Annotated in this window: 21 protein-coding genes and 2 pseudogenes; 8 read left to right on the forward strand and 15 right to left on the reverse strand. The window is 63.6% G+C overall.

Going from position 1 to position 18,438, the window contains the following annotated elements:
* The first annotated feature begins 61 nt into the window (after window positions 1-61).
* Window positions 62-1,144, forward strand: coding sequence for a site-specific integrase (locus QUE79_RS13165; protein WP_286343509.1), 1,083 nt, complete (start codon window positions 62-64; stop codon window positions 1,142-1,144).
* Window positions 1,145-1,478: 334 nt separating this feature from the next.
* On the opposite strand, the gene QUE79_RS13170 is transcribed toward QUE79_RS13165, so the two are convergent.
* From QUE79_RS13170 to QUE79_RS13180, 4 genes and pseudogenes are all read right to left on the reverse strand, one after another.
* Entirely contained in the window at window positions 1,479-2,687 is a 1,209-nt protein-coding gene (locus QUE79_RS13170) for a hypothetical protein (RefSeq protein ID WP_286343510.1), read from the reverse strand.
* Window positions 2,618-3,046 (reverse strand): restriction endonuclease, encoded by a 429-nt coding sequence (locus tag QUE79_RS25590; protein ID WP_350271542.1) that lies wholly within the window; start codon window positions 3,044-3,046, stop codon window positions 2,618-2,620. The genes QUE79_RS13170 and QUE79_RS25590 overlap by 70 nt, the downstream gene beginning before the upstream one ends.
* A 183-nt stretch (window positions 3,047-3,229) precedes the next feature.
* Window positions 3,230-3,748 carry a GNAT family N-acetyltransferase gene (locus QUE79_RS13175; protein ID WP_286343511.1) on the reverse strand — a complete coding sequence of 173 codons (519 nt, stop codon included), beginning with the start codon at window positions 3,746-3,748 and terminating at the stop codon, window positions 3,230-3,232.
* A pseudogene (locus tag QUE79_RS13180) lies at window positions 3,745-4,094 on the reverse strand (ArsR/SmtB family transcription factor). Before QUE79_RS13180 ends, QUE79_RS13175 begins: the two are co-directional and overlap by 4 nt.
* An 87-nt stretch (window positions 4,095-4,181) precedes the next feature.
* On the opposite strand from QUE79_RS13180, the gene QUE79_RS13185 reads away from it, so the two are divergent.
* Window positions 4,182-5,498 (forward strand): NAD(P)-binding domain-containing protein, encoded by a 1,317-nt coding sequence (locus QUE79_RS13185; protein ID WP_286343512.1) that lies wholly within the window; start codon window positions 4,182-4,184, stop codon window positions 5,496-5,498.
* 15 nt (window positions 5,499-5,513) lie between these two features.
* Here QUE79_RS13185 and QUE79_RS13190 read toward each other — a convergent pair whose 3' ends face one another.
* A complete protein-coding gene (locus QUE79_RS13190; protein WP_286343513.1) occupies window positions 5,514-6,188 on the reverse strand; it encodes an arsenate reductase/protein-tyrosine-phosphatase family protein in 675 nt (224 codons plus the stop codon).
* A gap of 46 nt (window positions 6,189-6,234) precedes the next feature.
* Between QUE79_RS13190 and QUE79_RS13195 the strand changes: the two genes are divergently transcribed.
* The 3 genes from QUE79_RS13195 to QUE79_RS13205 are packed head-to-tail and all read left to right on the forward strand — an operon-like array spanning window position 6,235 to window position 8,777.
* A complete protein-coding gene (locus QUE79_RS13195; protein WP_434010999.1) occupies window positions 6,235-6,984 on the forward strand; it encodes an aquaporin in 750 nt (249 codons plus the stop codon).
* Between the two features lie 21 nt (window positions 6,985-7,005).
* On the forward strand, window positions 7,006-8,388 hold the full coding sequence (locus QUE79_RS13200; protein WP_286343514.1) for an FAD-dependent oxidoreductase: 1,383 nt from the start codon (window positions 7,006-7,008) through the stop codon (window positions 8,386-8,388).
* Entirely contained in the window at window positions 8,385-8,777 is a 393-nt protein-coding gene (locus QUE79_RS13205) for an arsenate-mycothiol transferase ArsC (protein ID WP_286343515.1), read from the forward strand. The genes QUE79_RS13200 and QUE79_RS13205 overlap by 4 nt, the downstream gene beginning before the upstream one ends.
* Window positions 8,778-8,797: 20 nt before the next feature.
* Here QUE79_RS13205 and QUE79_RS13210 read toward each other — a convergent pair whose 3' ends face one another.
* The 3 genes from QUE79_RS13210 to QUE79_RS25595 are packed head-to-tail and all read right to left on the reverse strand — an operon-like array spanning window position 8,798 to window position 10,583.
* Entirely contained in the window at window positions 8,798-9,466 is a 669-nt protein-coding gene (locus tag QUE79_RS13210) for a cation diffusion facilitator family transporter (protein WP_286343516.1), read from the reverse strand.
* The gene (locus tag QUE79_RS13215) at window positions 9,463-10,395 is read right to left on the reverse strand and encodes a cation diffusion facilitator family transporter (protein WP_286343517.1); all 933 of its coding nucleotides are present in this window, start codon (window positions 10,393-10,395) and stop codon (window positions 9,463-9,465) included. Before QUE79_RS13215 ends, QUE79_RS13210 begins: the two co-directional genes overlap by 4 nt.
* The gene (locus tag QUE79_RS25595; RefSeq protein WP_350271543.1) at window positions 10,392-10,583 is read right to left on the reverse strand and encodes a hypothetical protein; all 192 of its coding nucleotides are present in this window, start codon (window positions 10,581-10,583) and stop codon (window positions 10,392-10,394) included. Before QUE79_RS25595 ends, QUE79_RS13215 begins: the two co-directional genes overlap by 4 nt.
* Before the next feature lie 540 nt (window positions 10,584-11,123).
* Here QUE79_RS25595 and QUE79_RS13225 point away from each other — a divergent pair.
* Both QUE79_RS13225 and QUE79_RS13230 read left to right on the forward strand, forming a co-directional pair.
* Entirely contained in the window at window positions 11,124-11,297 is a 174-nt protein-coding gene (locus QUE79_RS13225; RefSeq protein ID WP_286343518.1) for a hypothetical protein, read from the forward strand.
* A gap of 170 nt (window positions 11,298-11,467) precedes the next feature.
* Window positions 11,468-12,034: a recombinase family protein gene (locus tag QUE79_RS13230; protein ID WP_286343519.1), complete on the forward strand. Its 567-nt coding sequence runs from the start codon at window positions 11,468-11,470 to the stop codon at window positions 12,032-12,034.
* 227 nt (window positions 12,035-12,261) lie between these two features.
* Here QUE79_RS13230 and QUE79_RS13235 read toward each other — a convergent pair whose 3' ends face one another.
* From QUE79_RS13235 to QUE79_RS13255, 5 genes are all read right to left on the reverse strand, one after another.
* Window positions 12,262-13,371 carry a hypothetical protein gene (locus tag QUE79_RS13235; RefSeq protein WP_286343520.1) on the reverse strand — a complete coding sequence of 370 codons (1,110 nt, stop codon included), beginning with the start codon at window positions 13,369-13,371 and terminating at the stop codon, window positions 12,262-12,264.
* A 1-nt stretch (window position 13,372) separates the two neighbouring features.
* Window positions 13,373-14,170, reverse strand: a complete 798-nt coding sequence (locus QUE79_RS13240) for a metallophosphoesterase family protein (RefSeq protein WP_286343521.1) — start codon at window positions 14,168-14,170, stop codon at window positions 13,373-13,375.
* The gene (locus QUE79_RS13245) at window positions 14,167-14,667 is read right to left on the reverse strand and encodes a MerR family transcriptional regulator (RefSeq protein WP_286343522.1); all 501 of its coding nucleotides are present in this window, start codon (window positions 14,665-14,667) and stop codon (window positions 14,167-14,169) included. Before QUE79_RS13245 ends, QUE79_RS13240 begins: the two co-directional genes overlap by 4 nt.
* Before the next feature lie 154 nt (window positions 14,668-14,821).
* Entirely contained in the window at window positions 14,822-15,373 is a 552-nt protein-coding gene (locus tag QUE79_RS13250; protein ID WP_286343523.1) for a hypothetical protein, read from the reverse strand.
* 172 nt (window positions 15,374-15,545) lie between these two features.
* Window positions 15,546-16,166 carry a hypothetical protein gene (locus QUE79_RS13255; protein ID WP_286343524.1) on the reverse strand — a complete coding sequence of 207 codons (621 nt, stop codon included), beginning with the start codon at window positions 16,164-16,166 and terminating at the stop codon, window positions 15,546-15,548.
* Window positions 16,167-16,339: 173 nt separating this feature from the next.
* Here QUE79_RS13255 and QUE79_RS25600 point away from each other — a divergent pair, with 173 nt between their 5' ends.
* Complete coding sequence (locus QUE79_RS25600; protein ID WP_350271544.1) at window positions 16,340-16,546, forward strand: helix-turn-helix transcriptional regulator; 207 nt, start codon at window positions 16,340-16,342, stop codon at window positions 16,544-16,546.
* A gap of 633 nt (window positions 16,547-17,179) precedes the next feature.
* On the opposite strand, the gene QUE79_RS13260 is transcribed toward QUE79_RS25600, so the two are convergent.
* The gene (locus tag QUE79_RS13260; protein ID WP_286343525.1) at window positions 17,180-17,602 is read right to left on the reverse strand and encodes a hypothetical protein; all 423 of its coding nucleotides are present in this window, start codon (window positions 17,600-17,602) and stop codon (window positions 17,180-17,182) included.
* A 636-nt stretch (window positions 17,603-18,238) separates the two neighbouring features.
* A pseudogene (locus tag QUE79_RS25605) lies at window positions 18,239-18,289 on the reverse strand (hypothetical protein); the annotation flags it as partial.
* Between the last annotated feature and the right edge of the window lie 149 nt (window positions 18,290-18,438).

Below are 18,438 nucleotides of genomic sequence, written 5' to 3' on the forward strand. Positions count from 1 at the left end.
CGAACCCGTCGACCGGCACAATCTCCCCGCGCTTGTCCCCCTGGCGACGGCACTCAAAGGGATGAAGAGGGCAAACAGCGGGCTCACCTGGATTAGACAGGATCACGTTCAGGCATTCCTCCGCACCCTCGCCACCTCAGACACGATCACTCAGGAGAGCCTTGATGCCCTCCCAAAAACGAAGACGCGCGAATACGTCCGCGGCCTCCTTGTCGAGCACGGAATCATCGTCACCCGCGACGACTATCTCGTCCGCTACACCGCGTGGTCCAACGAAGCCGTCGAGCGACTCGTCCACGCGCCGGATAAAGCTATCGTGGTCCGCTACGTCCGGTGGCAGCACCTACGGCGCATGCAGCAGATGGACGAGGTGACGATCGGCACATTCCTTCGCTCGAAGCAGACCGTCACGGTTGCCATCGACTTTCTTAACTGGCTACATCATGAGGGAGTGCTCTTCGCGGACGTCCGTCAAGCGCATCTCGACGAGTGGATTAACACTGGACCTTCGACACGAAAGATCGCCAATCGATTCCTTCGTTGGGCTATCAAGACCCGTCTCGTAAAGCCCGACTTGACAATTGCACCGCACCGGCGTGGCACGGCCGAGCGACTGGATGCTTCGGCTCAAGGAGCCGCCCTTGAACGCGTCGTCCATACCGACGAGCTGGCGCCCCGTGAGCGAATAGCGGCGACGCTCGTCCTCGTCTTCGGCCAGCAGGTTCGAGACATCGTGACCCTTACCTGGGACCGGGTGCGCATCGAAGACGGTCTCGTCACAATTCGCATGGGCGGGTTCGACATCGACCTCCCGGCTCCCCTCGACGAGCCATGGCGGCAGCTTGCGGCCCACTCGCCGAACATGCAGACCGCGGCCCACCCGCATAGCTCTTGGGTCTTCCCCGGGACCAAGCCCGGCTATCACGTCAACCCGAGTCACATGCGGAACCGGCTAAAGCAATACTTCAGCGCACGCGCCGCGCGCCTTGGTACCCTCCACGAACTCTCCAAACTCGGCCCGATCCCTGTGATCGCCGACGCACTCGGCTATCGGCCGCAAACCATTGAGGCTCACGCAAAAGACTCCGCCTCCGCCTACGCCCGCTATGTCGCGTCGATTCGCAGTGAAGACCAGCCAGATTGAGGGCTTGATTCATGCAGGCTTGTGGATTTCCTCGCGCTGCCTATTTGAATCTCTCCCTCATCCCGACACCAAGGCTCGGTCGGCTCTCAGCTGAGTCCCGCTTCCAGCCGAATACGGGCAAGATCCCTATGCTCGGGTATCCCGGTGATTGACCATGGCTCCGGAACGACAAGGTCATTTTTTAGAAGTTCAGAACTATAGATCCGGAACGGGGTTCCATCCATGGGCTCCAGTCTGATATTCATGCCCTTTGCCGTGCCGCCCAAGAGTCGCCTTCGCACCTCGTCGGCATCCGCGATTTTCATCCTTGGGTGAAAAATGTTTGGTTCGGGTATTAAGACTGGATTGTCCAGCACGTTGACGCCTGAACCTTCTCCCCGGAAACGCTCCGGTTTAAGATGGCACCTCCCGCGTCCAGCAAGACCATCAGGCCCTCGTCCATTGAGCCGCTGAGAGTGGCTTTCATCGAAGAATAGTTAGGGATGAGGGCGCATTTTCCTTCCAGCAGCATCCGTGCGATCCGCGTCCAAATACGCTCCGCAGCCTCAGGCAACTCCTGCGGAAAAGCGAAGGTCACATCGCCCAACTTCTCGATCACAGACAAGTCCTCGGCATACTCGCTCAATTTTGGGTCAGCCGCTCTTAGGTCTGCCCCCTGTGGGAGCGCCGCGCTGACCGACTTTCCACTCAGGGTGAGCCGGAGTCGTTGAGCCCGAGGAAGGGTGTCCATAAAGCGAACTACCCGGTTGACGGCCACGCCGGACCGTCCCACAGCATCAAAGGTCATGTCTGTGGAACCAGAAAGGCTGTCTCGTGGGAAGCGCCAGAACATTGAAAGGACTTCTTCGAAGGACACCTCGATAAAGCCGCCTTCCGTGCCGTTCCCCACATCGGTGCTCGTGCCAGTAAGCCCGCCAAGGTGCGTGCCGTCAGCGGCGTATGAGTCGATGCGGGCTGGTTCACCTTGGTGAGCGTCACGAACGGGGATTACCGAGACTGCATAGCCGCTCTCCGTCCCCGAAAACCAGTCGGCCGGCCCGTCATAGACCAGTGAATGGACGTTCTGCTCCGGCAAGTCGAGACGCGTGCCCCGTCCGTAGCCGAACACATCTTTCGTCAGTTTTGCCAGTTCCGCATCCTCACGGCCGAACAACATGTTGACCGTGATCGACAGCGGTTCCATGTCCGCTGCGTCTTCCCTCTTCGCGTACAATTCCCACCCTGGCAATCCGTCGACGACAGCCAGTCGGCGACCCCAGTACAGGCTGAAAGTGTTCTGGTCGGCAATGTACCGAGCTAGCCCGTCGTGGGCCTCTTGAAGAGTTCTAGGTGCTGCATCCTTATGGCCAATCCTTGAAAGGGCCAAGTCCACCGCGCTGCGCACGCTCCAGTCTTGGACGTCGGGATGTTTGGCGAGGAGTCTGTCCAGCTCAACGGAGCCAAGAATGTGAGTTCGAATCGAGGTGCCATCGCTCAGCTTCGAAACCCACTTTTGTTCGGCGTCCGTAAACTCTTCTGGCACCACCAAGGTCCAGTCCGGCATGCCCAGGGCTGTCGCTGTCGTGAACGACTTCTTGATTTGCTTGCGTCGACTGTCACGCCAGCCCCCGAAAAGCCTTCAGGGAAATGCTTCAGTTGAAACACATGGACGACTGAACCAGATGTCTTGTCCCGAAAGACGATGTCGATGCCGCCGTCACCGCCGCGGCCGCTGGGTGCCGAAGCGGCGTATCCGAGGGCGTCACCGTCACGAGTGATAAGCACGTTCACGATTCGCTCGAAGTCCTCGCGGGAAATTGTCCGCCACTGAACTTTTTCGACCACGGACTCTCCCCCATTGCAGCACTGCGTCAATCGTATCGGCGCCAACGCACTGACCAGGGACGAGACGAAATGCCTCACCCTGACGAGGAGGCAGACGCGTCTCCGCGAGATGGAGAACGCTGTTCCGTACGTCGCACTGGCGCGATCGCAGCACGTCGCTCAGTTGTCGTTGGCATTTCGTCGCAGCCGGCGATTTGACTCCGCCGCTGTCACCCAAGCGGCGATCCTTCAAAGCGCATTCTTAGGCGAGGGGCGTCGTTCCTAGTTGGTTCCGGTGACGGTGCTGCGGCGTTCGAGGAAGACGTTGTCTCGCCACTGTCCTGCCCACGGGCCGAAGCTCATCCGCCCAATGCGTTCCCGGATGCCGACCTCTCGGAATCCGTGGGCGGCATGAAGGGCGAGGCTTCCGCGGTTCTCGGGGAAGACCGCGGATTGAATCATCCAGACTCCCGCTGCTTCGGATGTGGTGATGAATTCCGCCAGGAGCAGGTGGCCAACCCCGGCACCGCGGGCGTTCTTGGAGACATAGATGGAGTGCTCGATGACCCCCTGATACACCGGCCGCGACGACACGCTCGACGCGGCCGCCCACCCGACGACGTTGTCCTGCGTGTCCACGGCGACGAGTCGGAGTCCTCGAATTTTTCCGCCATCGAACTCCTCCCAGGACGGAGGCTTGTCCTGGAAGGTCGCGTTACCCGACGCGATGCCCTCGGCGTAAATCCGTTCGACGGCAGGCCAGTCGCCCGCCTTCATCGCACGGATCGTCACCTCGGTCATGCCGGGTTGAGGGTCCGACTGCTGGCGGTGAGGGCGGCGAAGTCGGCACGGTAGTACGCCCATTTGCCGCGCTGTTCGCGGATGGCAAGGCCGGCGTCGACGAGCTGCTTCATGTGATGCGACACCGTGGGCTGCGACAGCCCGACCGGTGCCGTGAGGTCACAGATGCAGGCTTCCCCGTAGGGCTTGCCGCGATGAGTGACAGGAGCCGCACTCGGGTGGGATCGCCGAGCGCCTTGAACACCTTGGCGACGTCTTCCGCTGCGGACGCCGTGAGGGCGTCCTCACTGGTCGGGGCGCAGCACGCCGCGTCGGTGGGCGCGAGAAGCGAGGCACTGGTGGTCATGGCCTCATTCTGCCAGTCGCATTGACATCTGTCGATGTATCGAGCACAGTCGATGTATTGATTGTTGTCGATCCGAGGAGTTTTCCCGTGTCTGATCTTCCCGTTGTCGTCATCGGCGCCGGCCCGCAGGGCCTTGCCGCTGCCGCCCACCTTCTCGAACGTGGCCTTGACCCCCTGGTACTCGAAGCTGGCGACGGCCCGGCGGCCGCTGTGAATGAGTGGGGCCACGTCCGGCTGTTTTCGGACTGGTCAGAACTCGTCGACACCACGGCCGGCCGGCTGCTTGAAGGAACCGGATGGACGGCTCCGGCGAAGGGCTACCCGACCGGAGCGCAGTGGATCAGCCGCTACCTCTCGCCTCTCGCTGAGGCGTTGGGTGACCGGGTGCGGTACGGCACCACCGTGACTGGTATCGGTCGGCAGGGCCGTGACCGGCTGGTGGATGCGGGCCGAAGCGAGCAGCCCTTCACCGTTCACGTCAACGCCGGCGGGACCGAGGAACGCATCACCGCTCGTGCTGTCATCGACGCGTCGGGAACCTGGTCGACCCCGAACCCGCTGGGCGCCGACGGTCTCCCCGCCCTCGGCGAGAAGGCAGCGGCCGCGTTCATCTCCGATCGCATCCCTGACTTCCACGACCATGACCGGTTCGCCGGCAAACACACGGTCGTCGTGGGCAGTGGGCACTCCGCGGCGACCGCGATCAACGAACTCACCCGCGTCGCCAAACAGCACCCCGATACCCGCATCACATGGGTCCTTCGTCGAGGTGGCGTTGGGAACACATTCGGTGGCGGCACGGCCGACGAGCTGCCCGAGCGCGGAGCCCTCGGCGCTCGTGCGCAGAAGTCCGTCGAGGCGGGGATCGTGGATCTCGTCACCGGGTTCCGCGTCGAACGAATCAACACCACCGACACCGGCGCCGTCCTCATCTCCGAAGACGGACGCGCCCTGCCCGAGGCAGACCTCGTCGTCGCCCTGACCGGGTTCCGACCCGACCTGTCGTTCCTGTCGGAGGTGCGCCTCGAGCTGGATGCCACGTTGCAGGCACCCATCCGAATCGCGGCGGAGGTCGACCCCAACGTACATAGCTGCGGGTCCGTCCGAGCCACCGGAGCTGCGGACCTGGCACAACCGGAACAGGATTTCTACCTCGTCGGCGCGAAGTCCTACGGCCGCGCGCCCACGTTCCTGGCGATGACCGGATACGAGCAGATCCGCAGCGTCGTCGCGGAACTGGCCGGCGACCACGAGGCCGCCGCCCGCATCGACCTCATCCTCCCTGACACCGGCGTGTGTGGCGGGGCAGGGTTGTTCGACGACCCCACCGGCGCCAGAGGCGGCGCCTGCTGCGCCCCTGCATCGACACTTCTGCAGATCGGCCGTGCCCCCGTCACCGCTTGAGCGAACCAGTCGCCGCTAGGCGGGGGCGAGACGGGGCGCAAGTTCCTGGATGCGGTGTTCGAGGTCCGTGAAAGCGGCCTCGAATGCCGCATCCGTGCCCAGACGGACAGGGTCGGGGATCGACCAGTGCAGCCCGGACGGGACGGAGAGTTCCTCATGGGCGTTGTCGCAGACCGTGACCACGAAGTCATCCGGCGCGAGAACGTCAGAGAGCATTTGCGGGGTGGCCTCTTGCAGGTTCAGGTGGTGCCGCTTCGCTGCCCGGATAGCGCCCGGTTCGACGCGCTCGGCGGGGTGAGTTCCCCCGGATGCGGCAGGGATACTGCTGGCGCTGGCCCACAGCGCTGCGGCGAGCTGTGACCGGGCGGAGTTCCCGGTGCAAACGAACACAACCCGGTGGCCGGCGACCGAGGATGTCGGAGTCAGCCCCGACAAGGAACCTGGGGCGAGGTGGAGATAGCTGCGCCTGCGGTCGCCCTCTGACCGGACCCGAACCAGAATGCCCACGCCTTCCAGCACCTTCAGGTGATGCGCCACGAGGTTCGAGGGCATGCCGAGCTGCTGGCTCATGTCGGTCGGGGAGACATCCCCAAGGGTTAACAGGTCGACGATCCGTAGGCGTGCCGGATCGGCCAGGGCGGCATGTTTCGCAGCCCGCGCCTCGATCATCTCTGTTAGCTCAGCGTTCATTACCTCAATCTTGACTGAGGTACCGTCTTGGCGTCAAGATGTGCAAGTGCCCTTCTTGACCCCGATCCCACGCACCGATCTCCTGCGCCGCCTGCTGGCGGAGCTGCTCGGGACGGCTCTTCTGGTGACGGTCGTTGTCGGTTCGGGGATCATGGCCCAGCAGCTCAGCCCGCGCGACGTCGGGCTGCAACTGCTGGAGAACAGCCTCGCTACCGCTTTCGGCCTGACGGTTCTGATCCTGATGCTCGGTCCGATCTCGGGGGCGCACTTCAACCCGGTGGTCACGCTGGCGGACTGGGCTCTTGGCCGTCGCACCCGCACCGGGCTCCGTTCAGCGATGGTCCTTCCCTACGTTGTCGCGCAGGTCGTTGGGGCGATCCTCGGAGCAGTCCTGGCGAACACCATGTTCGACACCCGCACGACCATCGCAACCACGCACCGCGCCACTGGCGGGCATCTCCTCGGGGAGATCGTCGCCACGGCAGGGCTGATCCTGGTGATCTTTGCCCTCGCACGCACCGGCCGCGGGGCCCTGGCTGCTCCTGCGGTCGGGGCGTACATCGGGGCGGCGTATTGGTTCACCAGCTCGACTTCGTTCGCGAACCCTGCCGTGACCATCGGCCGGATCTTCACCGACACCTTCGCCGGCATCGCCCCCACCTCCGCCCCCGCCTTCATCGGCGTCCAGCTGGTGGGAGCCGCGGTCGGCTGTGCCCTGCTTCTCGTTCTCTATCCCGACGTCGCCCGGTCCGCCGACGACGTCGTCATCCCGCACCTCGACCAGGCGTCCGCCTGACCCGCCCCGAAAGGCCCTCTCATGCATCTCGTTGCCATCGGCGGATCGGACGCCGGCATCTCCGCCGCCCTCCGCGCCCGCGAACTCGACCCGTCCGTAGACGTGACCGTGGTCGTCGCGGACGCTTACCCGAACTTCTCCATCTGCGGGATTCCGTACTTCTTCTCCCGCGAAGTGCAGCCCTGGCAGTCCCTCGCTCACCGCACCCATGCCGACCTCGAAGCGACCGGGATGAACCTCCGGTTGGAGACGTTCGCGACGTCGATCGACGTCGTAGGTCACCGCCTCGCCGTCCGCGCCCTCGACGGCACCGGATCCCTCATCGCCTACGACGCCCTCATGGTCGGCACCGGGGCGCTGCCCTCCCGCGCCGGCATCGACGGCCTCGACATCCTGGGGCCGGACGACGGGGTGCACGTCATCCACTCCATGGGCGACACCTTCGCCCTCGACCGGTTCCTCGAGACCCGGAACCCTGAGACCGCGATCATCGTCGGCGCCGGCTACGTGGGCCTTGAAATGGCGGAAGCGTTCACCGTCCGCGGCATCAAGACGACCCAGATTCAGCGCGGTCCGGAAGTGCTCTCCACCCTCGACCCCGAACTCGGCGCCCTCGTTCACACTGAACTCACCGACCACGGCGTCACCGTCCTCACGGACACCATCGTGAACCGCATCGACAAAACCGGCGACAGCCTCACCGTCAGCGCCACCCACCAGGGCACCCCCGTCACCCACACGGCCGACGTTGTCCTGGTTGTCGTCGGGGTCCGCCCGAACACGGACCTCCTCGAGCGCGCCGGCGCGACGCTTGGTGCTGGCCGGGCGGTCGTCGTCGACGACACGATGCGGACGGGTCTTCCCGACGTGTTCGCGGCCGGTGACGGGGTCACCACCCACCACCGCCTCCTCGGCTTGACGTATCTCCCTCTCGGGACGACGGCTCACAAGCAGGGCCGCGTCGCCGGCGAGAACGCCCTCGGTGGCACCGCCCGGTTCGCGGGATCCGTCGGCACTCAGGTCGTGAAAGTGTTCGACCTCGTCGCCTCCCGGACCGGCCTTCGCGAACACGAAGCCGCCGCTGCCGGGTTCGCCCCCGTCAGCACGACCGCGATCGCGGATGACCACAAGAAGTACTACCCGGGCGCGCAACCGATCTCGATCCGCGTCACCGGCGACAGCCGCGACGGCAAACTCCTCGGCGCTCAGCTCGTCGGCCGTCTTGGCACCGAGACCGCCAAACGCGTCGACACGTACGCCGTCGCCTTGCACGCCGGCCTCACCGTGGAGCAGGTCAGCGAACTCGACCTCTCCTACACACCACCGCTCGGTTCCCCGTGGGACGCGGTGCAGATCGCCACCCAGGCATGGTCCCGCGAGCACCGCCAGGCGGTGACCGCATGACCGACAAGCCCACCGTCTTGTTCATCTGCCAGCACAACGCCGGCCGCTCCCAACTCGGCGCAGCCCTCCTCGAACACCTCGCCGGAAACGACTACACGGTCACCTCAGCGGGGATCGCGCCCGACAAGACAGTGAACCCGGCCGTCGCGGCGAGTATCGCGGAGCTGGGGATGGACATCAGCCAGCGGGAACCGCGGGCCGTCACCGTCACCGACCTCCAAGAGGCCGACGTCGTCGTCCTCATGAAGCCTGGCCTAGTCTTGCCGAGCACGCCCGCGGGACGGGTGTTGGAGTGGTCCTTCCCGAATCCGGAGAACTGGGACGTGGACTCCGTCCGGCCCTTGAGGGAAGCGGTCGCGGCGCGCATCACCTCCGACCTGTTCGCCTGACGCTATGACCTGGAGGGGAGCTAGTCGTCCTCTTCCGCTTCGCGTTCACCGGTCAGCACGGATACGGGAACGGTGCAGCTGTCGCCCTTCCATGCCTCGACGCCTTCTTTGACGGCGAAGCCGACGACGACGAGGGCTGCGATGGGGTCGGCCCAGGTCCACCCGAACAAGCTGTTGAGCAGGAGCCCGACGAGGACCGCCGCGGACAGGTAGGCGCAGATGAGGGTCTGTTTGGAGTCGGCGATCGCGGACGCCGATCCCAGTTCTCGTCCGGTGCGGCGTTCGGCAAGGCTCAGGGCAGGCATGATCAGCAAGCTGATGACGGTGAGGACGATGCCGATGGGGCTGTGCTCGGCCTGACGGACGCCTGTTAGCGACAGGGCGGCGTCGATGGTGACGTAGATCGCGAGAGCAAAGAACGAAATTGCGATGACGCGGAGGGCGGTCCGCTCCCTGGCCTCGGGATCGCGGGCGGTGAATTGCCAGGCGATTGCCGCGGCGGAGAGGACTTCGACGATGGAATCTAGGCCGAAGCCGACGAGGGCTGCGGAGGAGGCCATGGTACCGGCGGTGATCGCGACGACCGCCTCGATGGCGTTGTAGGTGATGGTCGCCGCGACGATCAGCCGTATCCGGCGGCGTAAGATCCGGGTACGAGGCGGGACAGCGAGGGCTTCGGTGCTGGTCATGCGTGGTCCGTTCCGGGTTCGTGGGCGGTGTGGCCGGCGGGTTCGAGTTGGAAGGTGCTGTGCTCGACGTCGAAATGGCCGACCAGGCACGCTTGCAGTTCGTCGAGGACTCGGGGTGCGTGGCCGTCCTGGAAGCACTCGTCCGTCAGGGTCACGTGCGCTGACAGGGCGGGGAGGTCCGAGGTGACGGTCCACGCGTGGAGGTCGTGGATTGCGAGAACGTGGGCGGGTTCGAGTAGGTGCCCTCGGATGGCGTCAAGGTCCACACCTTCTGGGGTGCCCTCGAGGAGGATGCGGCCGGAGTCTTTCAGCAGCCCCCACGCCGCATGCAGCATCAAGACCACAACGATCAGGGAGGCGATGGAGTCGGCGCGGGTGAAGCCGGTGACGAGGATGACGATCCCGGCGACGACGGTGGCGATGAACCCATACAGGTCGGTGAGGATGTGCTGGAAGGACCCTTCGACGTTCAGGCTCTGACGGTTGGCTTTCGCTAGCACCCACACGGCGACGAGGTTCACGGCCACTCCGAGGAGCGCGACGACGAGGACCGGGCCGCCTTCGACCTCGGGTGGGTCGAGGAGGCGTCGGATGGCTTCGACGGCGACGATGCCACTGATGACGACGAGGGTGACGCCATTCACCGCGGCGGAGAGGATCTCGGCGCGCTTCAGCCCGAATGTCCACCTTGAGCTGCTGGGGCGGGCAGCGAGTCGGATCGCGACGAGCGACCCGGCGAGGGCGGCGGCGTCGGTGAGCATGTGACCGGCGTCCGAGAGCAGTGCCAGCGAGCCGGAGATGATGGCGACGATGACCTCGATGAGGAGGAAACCGACGATCAGGGCCAGGGCGATGCTGAGGAGCCGGGTGTTCGCGTCGGGGGCGGCCCCGTGGCTGTGTGCTTTGTCGTGCTGGTGGGTGTCGGTCACTGGTCGGTTCCGGTGGTCTCGGGGTGGATCGCGACCGTGTGACCGGTGTGGGTGAGCCCGAGGTCGAGGAGCATCCGGACGTGGCCGTCGTCGAGGCGGTAGTACGCCATCCGCCCACGACGTGCGACCGACACCACCCGGTGCGCCCGAAGGAGCCGGAGTGCGTGACTGACAGAGCTTTCGCTCATCGCCGTTGTCGCCGCGAGATCGCACACACATCTCACCGCCTTCGAGAAGAGACATCAGAAGGCGAAGCCGGCCTGGGTCGCCGAGAAGAGAGAACACGTCCGCCAGCTCGACGACGTCTTCCGCGTCGGGCAGGCTGCGTCGAACCAGGTCGACCTTGTCCGGGTCGACCATCTTCAGCTCGCAACTATCGATGCTCGCCAGATCGCTCGCCATGCCGACTCCTCATCTGATCACTTGTTCAGATGACCGTAACAGGCCGACGAGCCCTAGTCACGCAGCCGCCCCTTGCAGGTCAGTCTGAATTCATGTCACAATGGTCCTGCGCTTTTAGCGCGTGAAAAACAGCCGGCCCTTGGGTCGGTTTTTTTGTGCCCGAAAACGGTCGCCTCTTTGCGCCATCGGTCAGCACACCCACCGCGAGGCCACCGCACCGGCGGCACCTCGCTGTTCTCGCCCGCGAGAAACATCAGCCTCGGACCCGCACGCCGCGAGGTTCGTGAGCCGACCCCTGGGTCGGCAGCATCAACGGTGGAGGTTCCATGCTCCAGCTGTCGATTGAGATCCCTGCTGCCGCGGGCTACGCAATCGGATTCGCCGTCGCAACAGGCATCATCGCGACCGCCATCCGTACCGCGTGGCCCGTGCTGAACGACAAGGCTGCACGCCGCGTCGCTCGCATGCACCGGGCGAAAGCCGCTCGCAAGAGCGACTAGCTCAAAAAACGCACCCCTCCATCGTTAAGGAGAGCTCTGTCTTCAGGTGTGCAACAAACGACCGTCCACGAGACAGTCACGCAGAGCTGCTCAAGAGTCGGCGCGTCATGTCCCATGGCCCGTGTCCGCGACCTATGTTCCGTAAGACACGTTCGAGGTACAGTTCTGCCATGGCATCCGTCGGCTACGCCCGCGTCTCCACCCAAGAGCAGAACCTCGACGCACAAACGGACGCCCTCGAGGCGGCCGCCTGCGACAAGGTGTTCGTCGAGCATGCCTCCGGGGTTCTCGCGAAACGGCCCGCCCTGGATGATGCCCTCGACTACCTCCGCGAAGGCGACACTCTAGTCGTCACGAAACTCGACCGACTCGGCCGCTCCGTCCGGAACCTGAAAGAGATCGCTAACGGACTCGAGCGCCGCGGCGTTGGCCTCAGAGCCCTGTCGCAGGGCATCGACACGACCACCCCCGGCGGCCGGCTGTTCTTCCACATGCTCGCGGCCATTGCGGAGTTCGAGCACGACCTCATCGTCGAACGCACGAAGGACGGTTTAGCTGCCGCCCGAGCCCGCGGCCGAAAAGGCGGCGGGCGTTCAAAGATGACCGCCACGAAAGCCAAGCAGGCCCGAGCGATGTACGACGAGAAGACCTATACCGTCCAGCAGATTGCTGACACCTTCGGCGTCTCACGCGGCACCATCTACCGGCACCTCGAAGAAGACATCAGCTCCATTTAGCCCGAGGACCGCTCCACATCACGAGCGTCCGCGAAGGCCTTAAGTGGGTTCCGCTTGAGTGCCCTAGTGGGTCCGAGACACTTTGACATAGTCGTCTTTCGCTTCACGTTCACCCGTCAGCACGGACACAGGTCCAAGCGGCATGAAAAACACACATCGAGAGACAAGCGGGAACCGGCCAATCGACGTGGCAATCCTGCGGGCTATCCATATCTGGACTTACGACATCAAAACGACCAAGGATCCAGGCGCGTGATGGCGAGTACGGCGGAGTCATCCGCATTGCCCACGAAGCCTCCACCCACCGATATTTCCCCTTGCCATGCAATTGTCGCGCCGACGCGGCACTTTTCAATTTCCGGAAGGCGGAGGCGAGTTCTGTCGAAAAGAAGTTCGCCGTCATCGTCGGTCGCCGCTTCGCGGATAGTTCGGTCACCCATGTCGAAGATGAAATTGTGATTCTCAGTTTGCACGTGCCAGAGACCTTGGTCGTTGTCGCGCAACTCAACGATCTGCTGCCCGATGTGGACGACGTCAGTGATTTCCGAAGGACTTTGACTCAAGGGAAATAGCTCTCCGACGCCCTGGGCCAAGAATGCAAGGCTGTCAAAGATATCGACCGCAATCATCAACGCGCTGCCGGAGTGAGTCTCGATGCTGATTTGATCTCCTCGACTGGCAACGTCGGCGACCAGGTCGGTGAATTGGCCAGAAGCGTCGTGGACGGAAATCGATCGTCGCGCAGGGAACTGTCCCGATGGCGTCACGTCGGCCTCACTCTCCGATGTGAGGGAGCTTCTCTCGTCGAGACGGTAGATCCCCGTGACGGCTGATCTAGAGGATCTCTGCGTCACTTCCCCTATCCGGGCAGTAGACCAGGTCGCCACGGCTCCGACGCTGACCTCGACAATGGCGCCGAAGCCTTCACGTCCCATTGGGGTTCCACCACTTCCCGTCCGCTGGCCATAGAGCTGCCGGGCATCCATGTCGAAGATGAACAACTCGTCAGAGGTTCCGACCTTCCACGTGCCGGAGTCGGAATCGTAGAGATCTGTGATGGAGTCCCAGCGCGAGGTGTGCATGCCCGCATCGACGCGCTGGATATCGGGCTGGTTGAGAGCGACCAGCTCGGTGACGAGCGGGATCCAGGGTGCGAGATAGCTGGACGGGAGGAGAACGGCTCCGCCCCATCGTGACGTCGCCAAGATGGGTTCGCATCGGGAGATCACCGACGCGAGCACGCGCTCCAGGCCCTGCTGTATGTCGACTGCGGGTCTCGTCAGCACAATCGCCTCCCTGTGAGTCGGGAGATGGTCGTCCGCGAACCTCGTTGCCACCTCATCCCCACCTCCAGTGGAGCGTTTCTAGTTCAAGAACGCCGATATTTCCCGGTCGTTCATCGGGCGCCATGGAATAGACGCGACGGCCGTCTTCGAGGGTTGCTTCGGCTCGGCTGTGGATGTGGCCGTGGAACAGGATGCCAGGGTGGATGGCATTCCACAGGTCTGTTGTTCGGGAGCGCGAGATGGCGGACGCCCAGAGTCGGTCCGCTGGCCATCTGCCGGGGTTCCGTCCTTCCTCGATGCCTGCCGTCGCTTCGGTGGCGCCGTTGACGGCCTCGTGAGTGAGCATGATGTCTGCCGGGCCCGATAGAGCGGCCTCCGCGTACGCTTCTTTGCGGGCGACCTCGTCTGGCCACCAATCGCGGTTTTTTCCGTGAGCATTTCGCCGGTGCCGATCTACCGACGCCGCTCCCCCGAACGACATGAACGTGCGCCCTCCGATCACGAAACGGTATCCGTGTGGCAGGACCCAGATGTGCTGACCGATCCGAACGGGCTCTCGTCGCACCCATGCAGGTGTGCTTCTAAGGCGGCCATAGTCTTCATGGTTTCCGGGGGTAATGAGAACTTGCTCGATCCCATTGCCGCGGCACCGGGCGTCGACCATGTTCACGAAAGCCTTGGCGACGCGACCTCGCCCGATGTTGAAATCGCCCAATTGCAAGATCGTCTTCGCCCCTGGCGCCATCTGTGCGGCGCGAGGGATGACCTTCATGGCCCAGATGATGTTGCTGTGCCAATCTCCCGCCACGACCACGCGCGGATCCGCCGCGTCGGGAACCCACGCGGTCATACCCCGGATCGATCGGCAATAGTGCGTTGAAGATCGTTCAATGCATTTAGAACGGGTTGCATGTCGCCTCCACTGCTGAGCCAACCGACGGGAGTGGCCGCCGCATGTCGGCGCAGCGTGGGTTGAGCGTCGTACATGAAGTCGCCGAGGTCATGGATTCGTTTGGCGTCTTCAAGATCGTGCAGGCCCTGGAGGCTGTTGAGCAGGCCGGTATGGGTCGAAGAGTCGATTTGCCAGGCGGGAATGAGCACGAGGTTTCCCACAAAGAATGCTGACAAAAGGCCACTGGCCAGCCACGCATCGACCTGTTGAAGAGGGATGTTTAGGTATGAGGCGAGGCTTTGCGGGACGAACGCGGACGCGATGTTGAGAATGAGGCTTCCCGCCAGCTCTACATGAAGTTGCCCACTCCGGGCGGCTTCCTCAGCGTCCGAGAGTTGCGTGCTCGTGACAATCCCGGAGTCCACGAGGAAAGAACGAACGTCCTCGGTGAGCATCGACGCGCCCGGACCAGGCGCGCTCCTAAGGGCACTATTGACCGCCGCCCATCCCGTTTCGGAGTCGACGTCCCCCGAGTGCAGGAGGGCGTGCAGCCCCTGAGAGTCTCGTCGGAGGGACGCGTCCGCTTCCAGGCGAGCCTCAGTAGGTCGGTCAGTCACGAGCGGCCTCAAGGGCGGAGAACAGACTGTCCTCCGCTCCTCCGACGTGGGCCCACTCGATGGCATTTAGAGCGAGATTCATCTTCAGAGCGCGTTGAGGGGTCGTCATGAATGCGCTCAGGAGTCGCCAGTCCATTCCGTCGGCACTTGAAAGGATTTGTTCCAGGCCCGGCAGGAGGTCGCGGGGACTCTCCTCTGTGAATTGCCAAAGCGGAACCCGCTGCTCCCCGTCCACGAGGACCGCCAGAAGACGGCCGGCAGCGATCAGCCCTCTGACCTCGCCTTGGGGAATCGTCAGGAGCGTGGCTGCTCGCGAAACACTGGTCGTCAAGATCGGCTCCCGCGCGTAGCTCGTCGCACAGAAGCTCTCGGCAGCTTCGGGCAACGGCCAGTCGCCAGACCGTTGCGGCGTCCTCGATGCACGAATAGACCCGCGCACTCCATCGGCGAGTCCCCTGAGAAATCCGGCCCGCCCGATTGAAAGCGTGTCAGCGAAGGCGAGGACTTGCTGGAAAGAGGCAGATACGAAGACGGCGGAATCCATGGGACAGCTTTCGAGTGAGGCGACCCCAAGCCGGGTCGTCGCGTGGAGCGAGCTGGCCGGTTGACCTGCTCACTTTCCTCTCGTGCTGCGTCCCTCACAGCGGTGTTGCGTCCGAACCTGACGGAGTGCGCTCCGCCCGGAAAGGATTGAATGTGGCCGGCGCTGACGTCGGTCATGCCATGTTCCAAATTTCGAAGAGGCGCTCCGATGAACCCTCCAGGTAGCGGAGCAGCGTTGCGGCGACCGGTCGAGCGGAACCTCCGCTGAGCAGAAAATCCCGAGGCGACAAGTGATCTTTGCCACGCCGCGGAAGAGTCGGATCATCGAGCGTCATGATGGCTCTCGTGAATGCAGCGGGAATTTCCGGAGGTATCGCCGCGACGATCATCTCCATCTGCTGGGTTATGACCTTCGCGCTGCGGCCATCGCTTGTAAATTCGAACTGCCACGACGGCAACAGGTACCGATCTGCGGCCCTGATCGCATGGAGCCTGCCCCACTCAATGTCGTCGAGTACGACACGCGTCGAACACCCCAGCAAGGACGCCACCTCGTTGGGAGTGAGTGACATGCCGACGTCGAGAAACGACATCCTCGCCAAGATCTCTCGGATGTCGTCGGCTTCTAGGTGACCATTGAGTCGAGATGGCCGCTCTTCCATGGTCAGCCGCTCCAGTAGCAGCAGGTGGTGCGCTTTTTTCAGCCCAAGCGAGTTGACACTGAGCGCCTCGAGGATCGAGCTGAGGTCGTTGACGGTGTCCACGGGATCGATGCCGAAGGCCTTGAGTGACATTTCTAGACGGCCGGCCGCGCTGGACCACGTACGGAGGTCAGATCCCTGAGCCGACTGCGAGCCCGCTGACGATGCCATGCCATCAAATTAGTACACTTTTGTGTACTGTGCCATGGCTAGAGTTGCGGAAGTCTTGGACGGTGCCAAATTCTGGATCTGAGAACTTCGAGGCCATGCGTTCTGCCCTGGAAAGGCTTCGGCACGAGCGGGGATTTAGCTTCGAGCGTTTGCGCGACGAATCGGGTGTCTCTCGGACAGCCATTATCAAGTTGGAACAGGGGCGATCCACGGGCAGCCTGAGGACATGGTGCAAAATTTCGAATGCCTTGGGAGTTCCCTTCTGGCAACTAGCTAAGTACCTGGACGAGCCAATCGGGTGAATGTGAGAAGGCCGTTGCACTTTTGTCAGAAGACGCGCCACCTACCGGATTGCTTCTTCGAGCGAACCGCGGCATGGGTCACGTGCCGCCTCGATACTGAGCGGGTGACGACTCGTGAAGACCTGCGGCCGCCGTGAGTTCGAATTCCACAACTAAGCGCCCGCACCCGTAGTTCGGTCAACATACCTACATCCCTGAGTTCAGCCCTCGGAGTCACCGGGCGCTCGGCCTGAGCATCCCACCTCGGCACGATTCTCATGGCTTGGGCGTCGTCATCGGACCCCGGCTGTCGTTGCTCGGACGACGGGAACAAAACTAGGAGCGGCGACCGCCGTTGTCGTTCTAAGTAGTCGCTGACCTGCGCCTATCTGTCGACAGCGGACCTACTCCGCCTGCTACTCAAAGTCCTCTTCGAATGGTGGTTCATCAATCCCATTGCGGCCCTCGTCCTCGTCTTCTTCGGCGTCCGCGAAAAAGTCGATGCCCGAAGGACGATGCCTGCGCCACGTTCGTAGGCATGCTCCTACGAAAAGTAAACGTTGACTTCATTCCTGCCCAAGGTTCTGCTTCCTTAGTCCAAGACTTCCCGGCCTGGCTTTTTGTTGTCCTGGTCGTTGAGCGCGACTCCCTGAATTAGATGCAACTCCCGGCTCCCGAACAGCGGCTCCTGCCAGTATTTCGGGCGATCCCGAGAGGGGTCGATTGGACGGAACCGGTGGCAAGGCTGCCGACGCTGACGGCCGTCGAAGGCTTGAGCGCGACTCCGGTGTTCGCCGACGCGGGCGAAGCGCCGGTGATGAGTGCTCCGACGAGCCCGCCGACGACGATGAGAGCGATGGCAATGTAGGGCGCGGTGCGGGGCCGTGTGTCATCCTGCGAGGAAACACCTCCGGTTCGTCGATTCTGCAGGTTGTAGACGACGGACGCGGCCATCAGCGCCAGACCGATCCCCCACAGCAGAATTGCAAGCCCCGAAAAGGCTGGGACGAACGACAGTGAAATGGCGCCGAGGGGCAGCACGGCCAAGGCGGCACTGCGTGAACGAATGGACTGCATCTCTGGACAACCTTCCTTGGTTCCGATCGAGCCGGTCGACTCATTCGAATCCTGGCGTGATTCATCCAGTATGTCACGTGTTTCATGAAGTAATCCTGGCGACGAATTCGGGACAGGAAGGGTCAGGGGGCGACGCTCGAGCGGTGCACGACGCGATCCTGCCCGACACGGATGAGCTCGCCGGCGTCGAGCTCGCGCCACCGCGGATCGTCGTCGAGACGCTCGCTCGCCACGACGACCGACGCTCCGGCCGCCAGGTCGTTCGACTGAGCCCGCATCGCCGATCCGGCGCCCCGGAACATCTCGCCTGCGGGCCGCTCCAGCACGAACAGCGAGTTCGTCGACGGATACCGCAGCGCCCACAGCTCGGTCGGCGTGATCAGCACGAAGTTGAGAGAGACGACCGGCAGCTCGGCGATCACCCACGAGACGGCCGAGGAGATGCCCGCCGCCAGGTCGCCGCCGCACGCGAGAGTCGACGCCGTGATCAGCGCGAAGAAGCGCTCGCTGTCCGTCTCCCCTGACGGCCCACCGCGACGACGGCGGAAACGACGCCAATCGGGCCTCGAGCGCCGGCAGATCGCCGATGTCGCCGTTGTGCGCGAAGAGCCGGCCGTCCTGAGAGAACGGGTGGGCGTTCGCCGGTGAGATGCTGCCCTGGCTCGCGTGCCGGACATGGGCGATCATCGTCGTTCCGCGCAGCCGGTGGGCGGCGCTGGCGAAGTCGGGGTCCGACCAGGCGGGCAGGGCGTCCTTGTCGACGAGCGGGACTCCCCAGGCTGGAACGTGCCGATCCCGAACCCGTCGGGATTGCGTCGGCTCTGGACGGACAGGCT

It is taken from the genome of Frondihabitans sucicola (assembly GCF_030296615.1).
GTDB classification, from domain to species: Bacteria; Actinomycetota; Actinomycetes; order Actinomycetales; family Microbacteriaceae; genus Frondihabitans; species Frondihabitans sucicola.

What these genes read in the sequence shown, in the direction of transcription:
- QUE79_RS13225 (WP_286343518.1), top strand. Translation starts at nt 11,124, where the DNA reads ATGCTCCAGCTGTCGATTGAGATCCCTGCTGCCGCGGGCTACGCAATC.
- QUE79_RS25600 (WP_350271544.1), top strand. Translation starts at nt 16,340, where the DNA reads ATGCGTTCTGCCCTGGAAAGGCTTCGGCACGAGCGGGGATTTAGCTTC.
- QUE79_RS13260 (WP_286343525.1), bottom strand. Translation starts at nt 17,602, where the DNA reads ATGCAGTCCATTCGTTCACGCAGTGCCGCCTTGGCCGTGCTGCCCCTC.
- QUE79_RS13170 (WP_286343510.1), bottom strand. Translation starts at nt 2,687, where the DNA reads ATGCCGGACTGGACCTTGGTGGTGCCAGAAGAGTTTACGGACGCCGAA.
- QUE79_RS13255 (WP_286343524.1), bottom strand. Translation starts at nt 16,166, where the DNA reads ATGTCACTCAAGGCCTTCGGCATCGATCCCGTGGACACCGTCAACGAC.
- QUE79_RS13240 (WP_286343521.1), bottom strand. Translation starts at nt 14,170, where the DNA reads ATGACCGCGTGGGTTCCCGACGCGGCGGATCCGCGCGTGGTCGTGGCG.
- QUE79_RS13175 (WP_286343511.1), bottom strand. Translation starts at nt 3,748, where the DNA reads ATGACCGAGGTGACGATCCGTGCGATGAAGGCGGGCGACTGGCCTGCC.
- QUE79_RS25595 (WP_350271543.1), bottom strand. Translation starts at nt 10,583, where the DNA reads ATGAGCGAAAGCTCTGTCAGTCACGCACTCCGGCTCCTTCGGGCGCAC.
- QUE79_RS13245 (WP_286343522.1), bottom strand. Translation starts at nt 14,667, where the DNA reads ATGCTCACCGAGGACGTTCGTTCTTTCCTCGTGGACTCCGGGATTGTC.
- QUE79_RS13210 (WP_286343516.1), bottom strand. Translation starts at nt 9,466, where the DNA reads ATGACCAGCACCGAAGCCCTCGCTGTCCCGCCTCGTACCCGGATCTTA.
- QUE79_RS13190 (WP_286343513.1), bottom strand. Translation starts at nt 6,188, where the DNA reads ATGAACGCTGAGCTAACAGAGATGATCGAGGCGCGGGCTGCGAAACAT.
- QUE79_RS13205 (WP_286343515.1), top strand. Translation starts at nt 8,385, where the DNA reads ATGACCGACAAGCCCACCGTCTTGTTCATCTGCCAGCACAACGCCGGC.
- QUE79_RS13165 (WP_286343509.1), top strand. Translation starts at nt 62, where the DNA reads ATGAAGAGGGCAAACAGCGGGCTCACCTGGATTAGACAGGATCACGTT.
- QUE79_RS13250 (WP_286343523.1), bottom strand. Translation starts at nt 15,373, where the DNA reads ATGGATTCCGCCGTCTTCGTATCTGCCTCTTTCCAGCAAGTCCTCGCC.
- QUE79_RS13230 (WP_286343519.1), top strand. Translation starts at nt 11,468, where the DNA reads ATGGCATCCGTCGGCTACGCCCGCGTCTCCACCCAAGAGCAGAACCTC.
- QUE79_RS13200 (WP_286343514.1), top strand. Translation starts at nt 7,006, where the DNA reads ATGCATCTCGTTGCCATCGGCGGATCGGACGCCGGCATCTCCGCCGCC.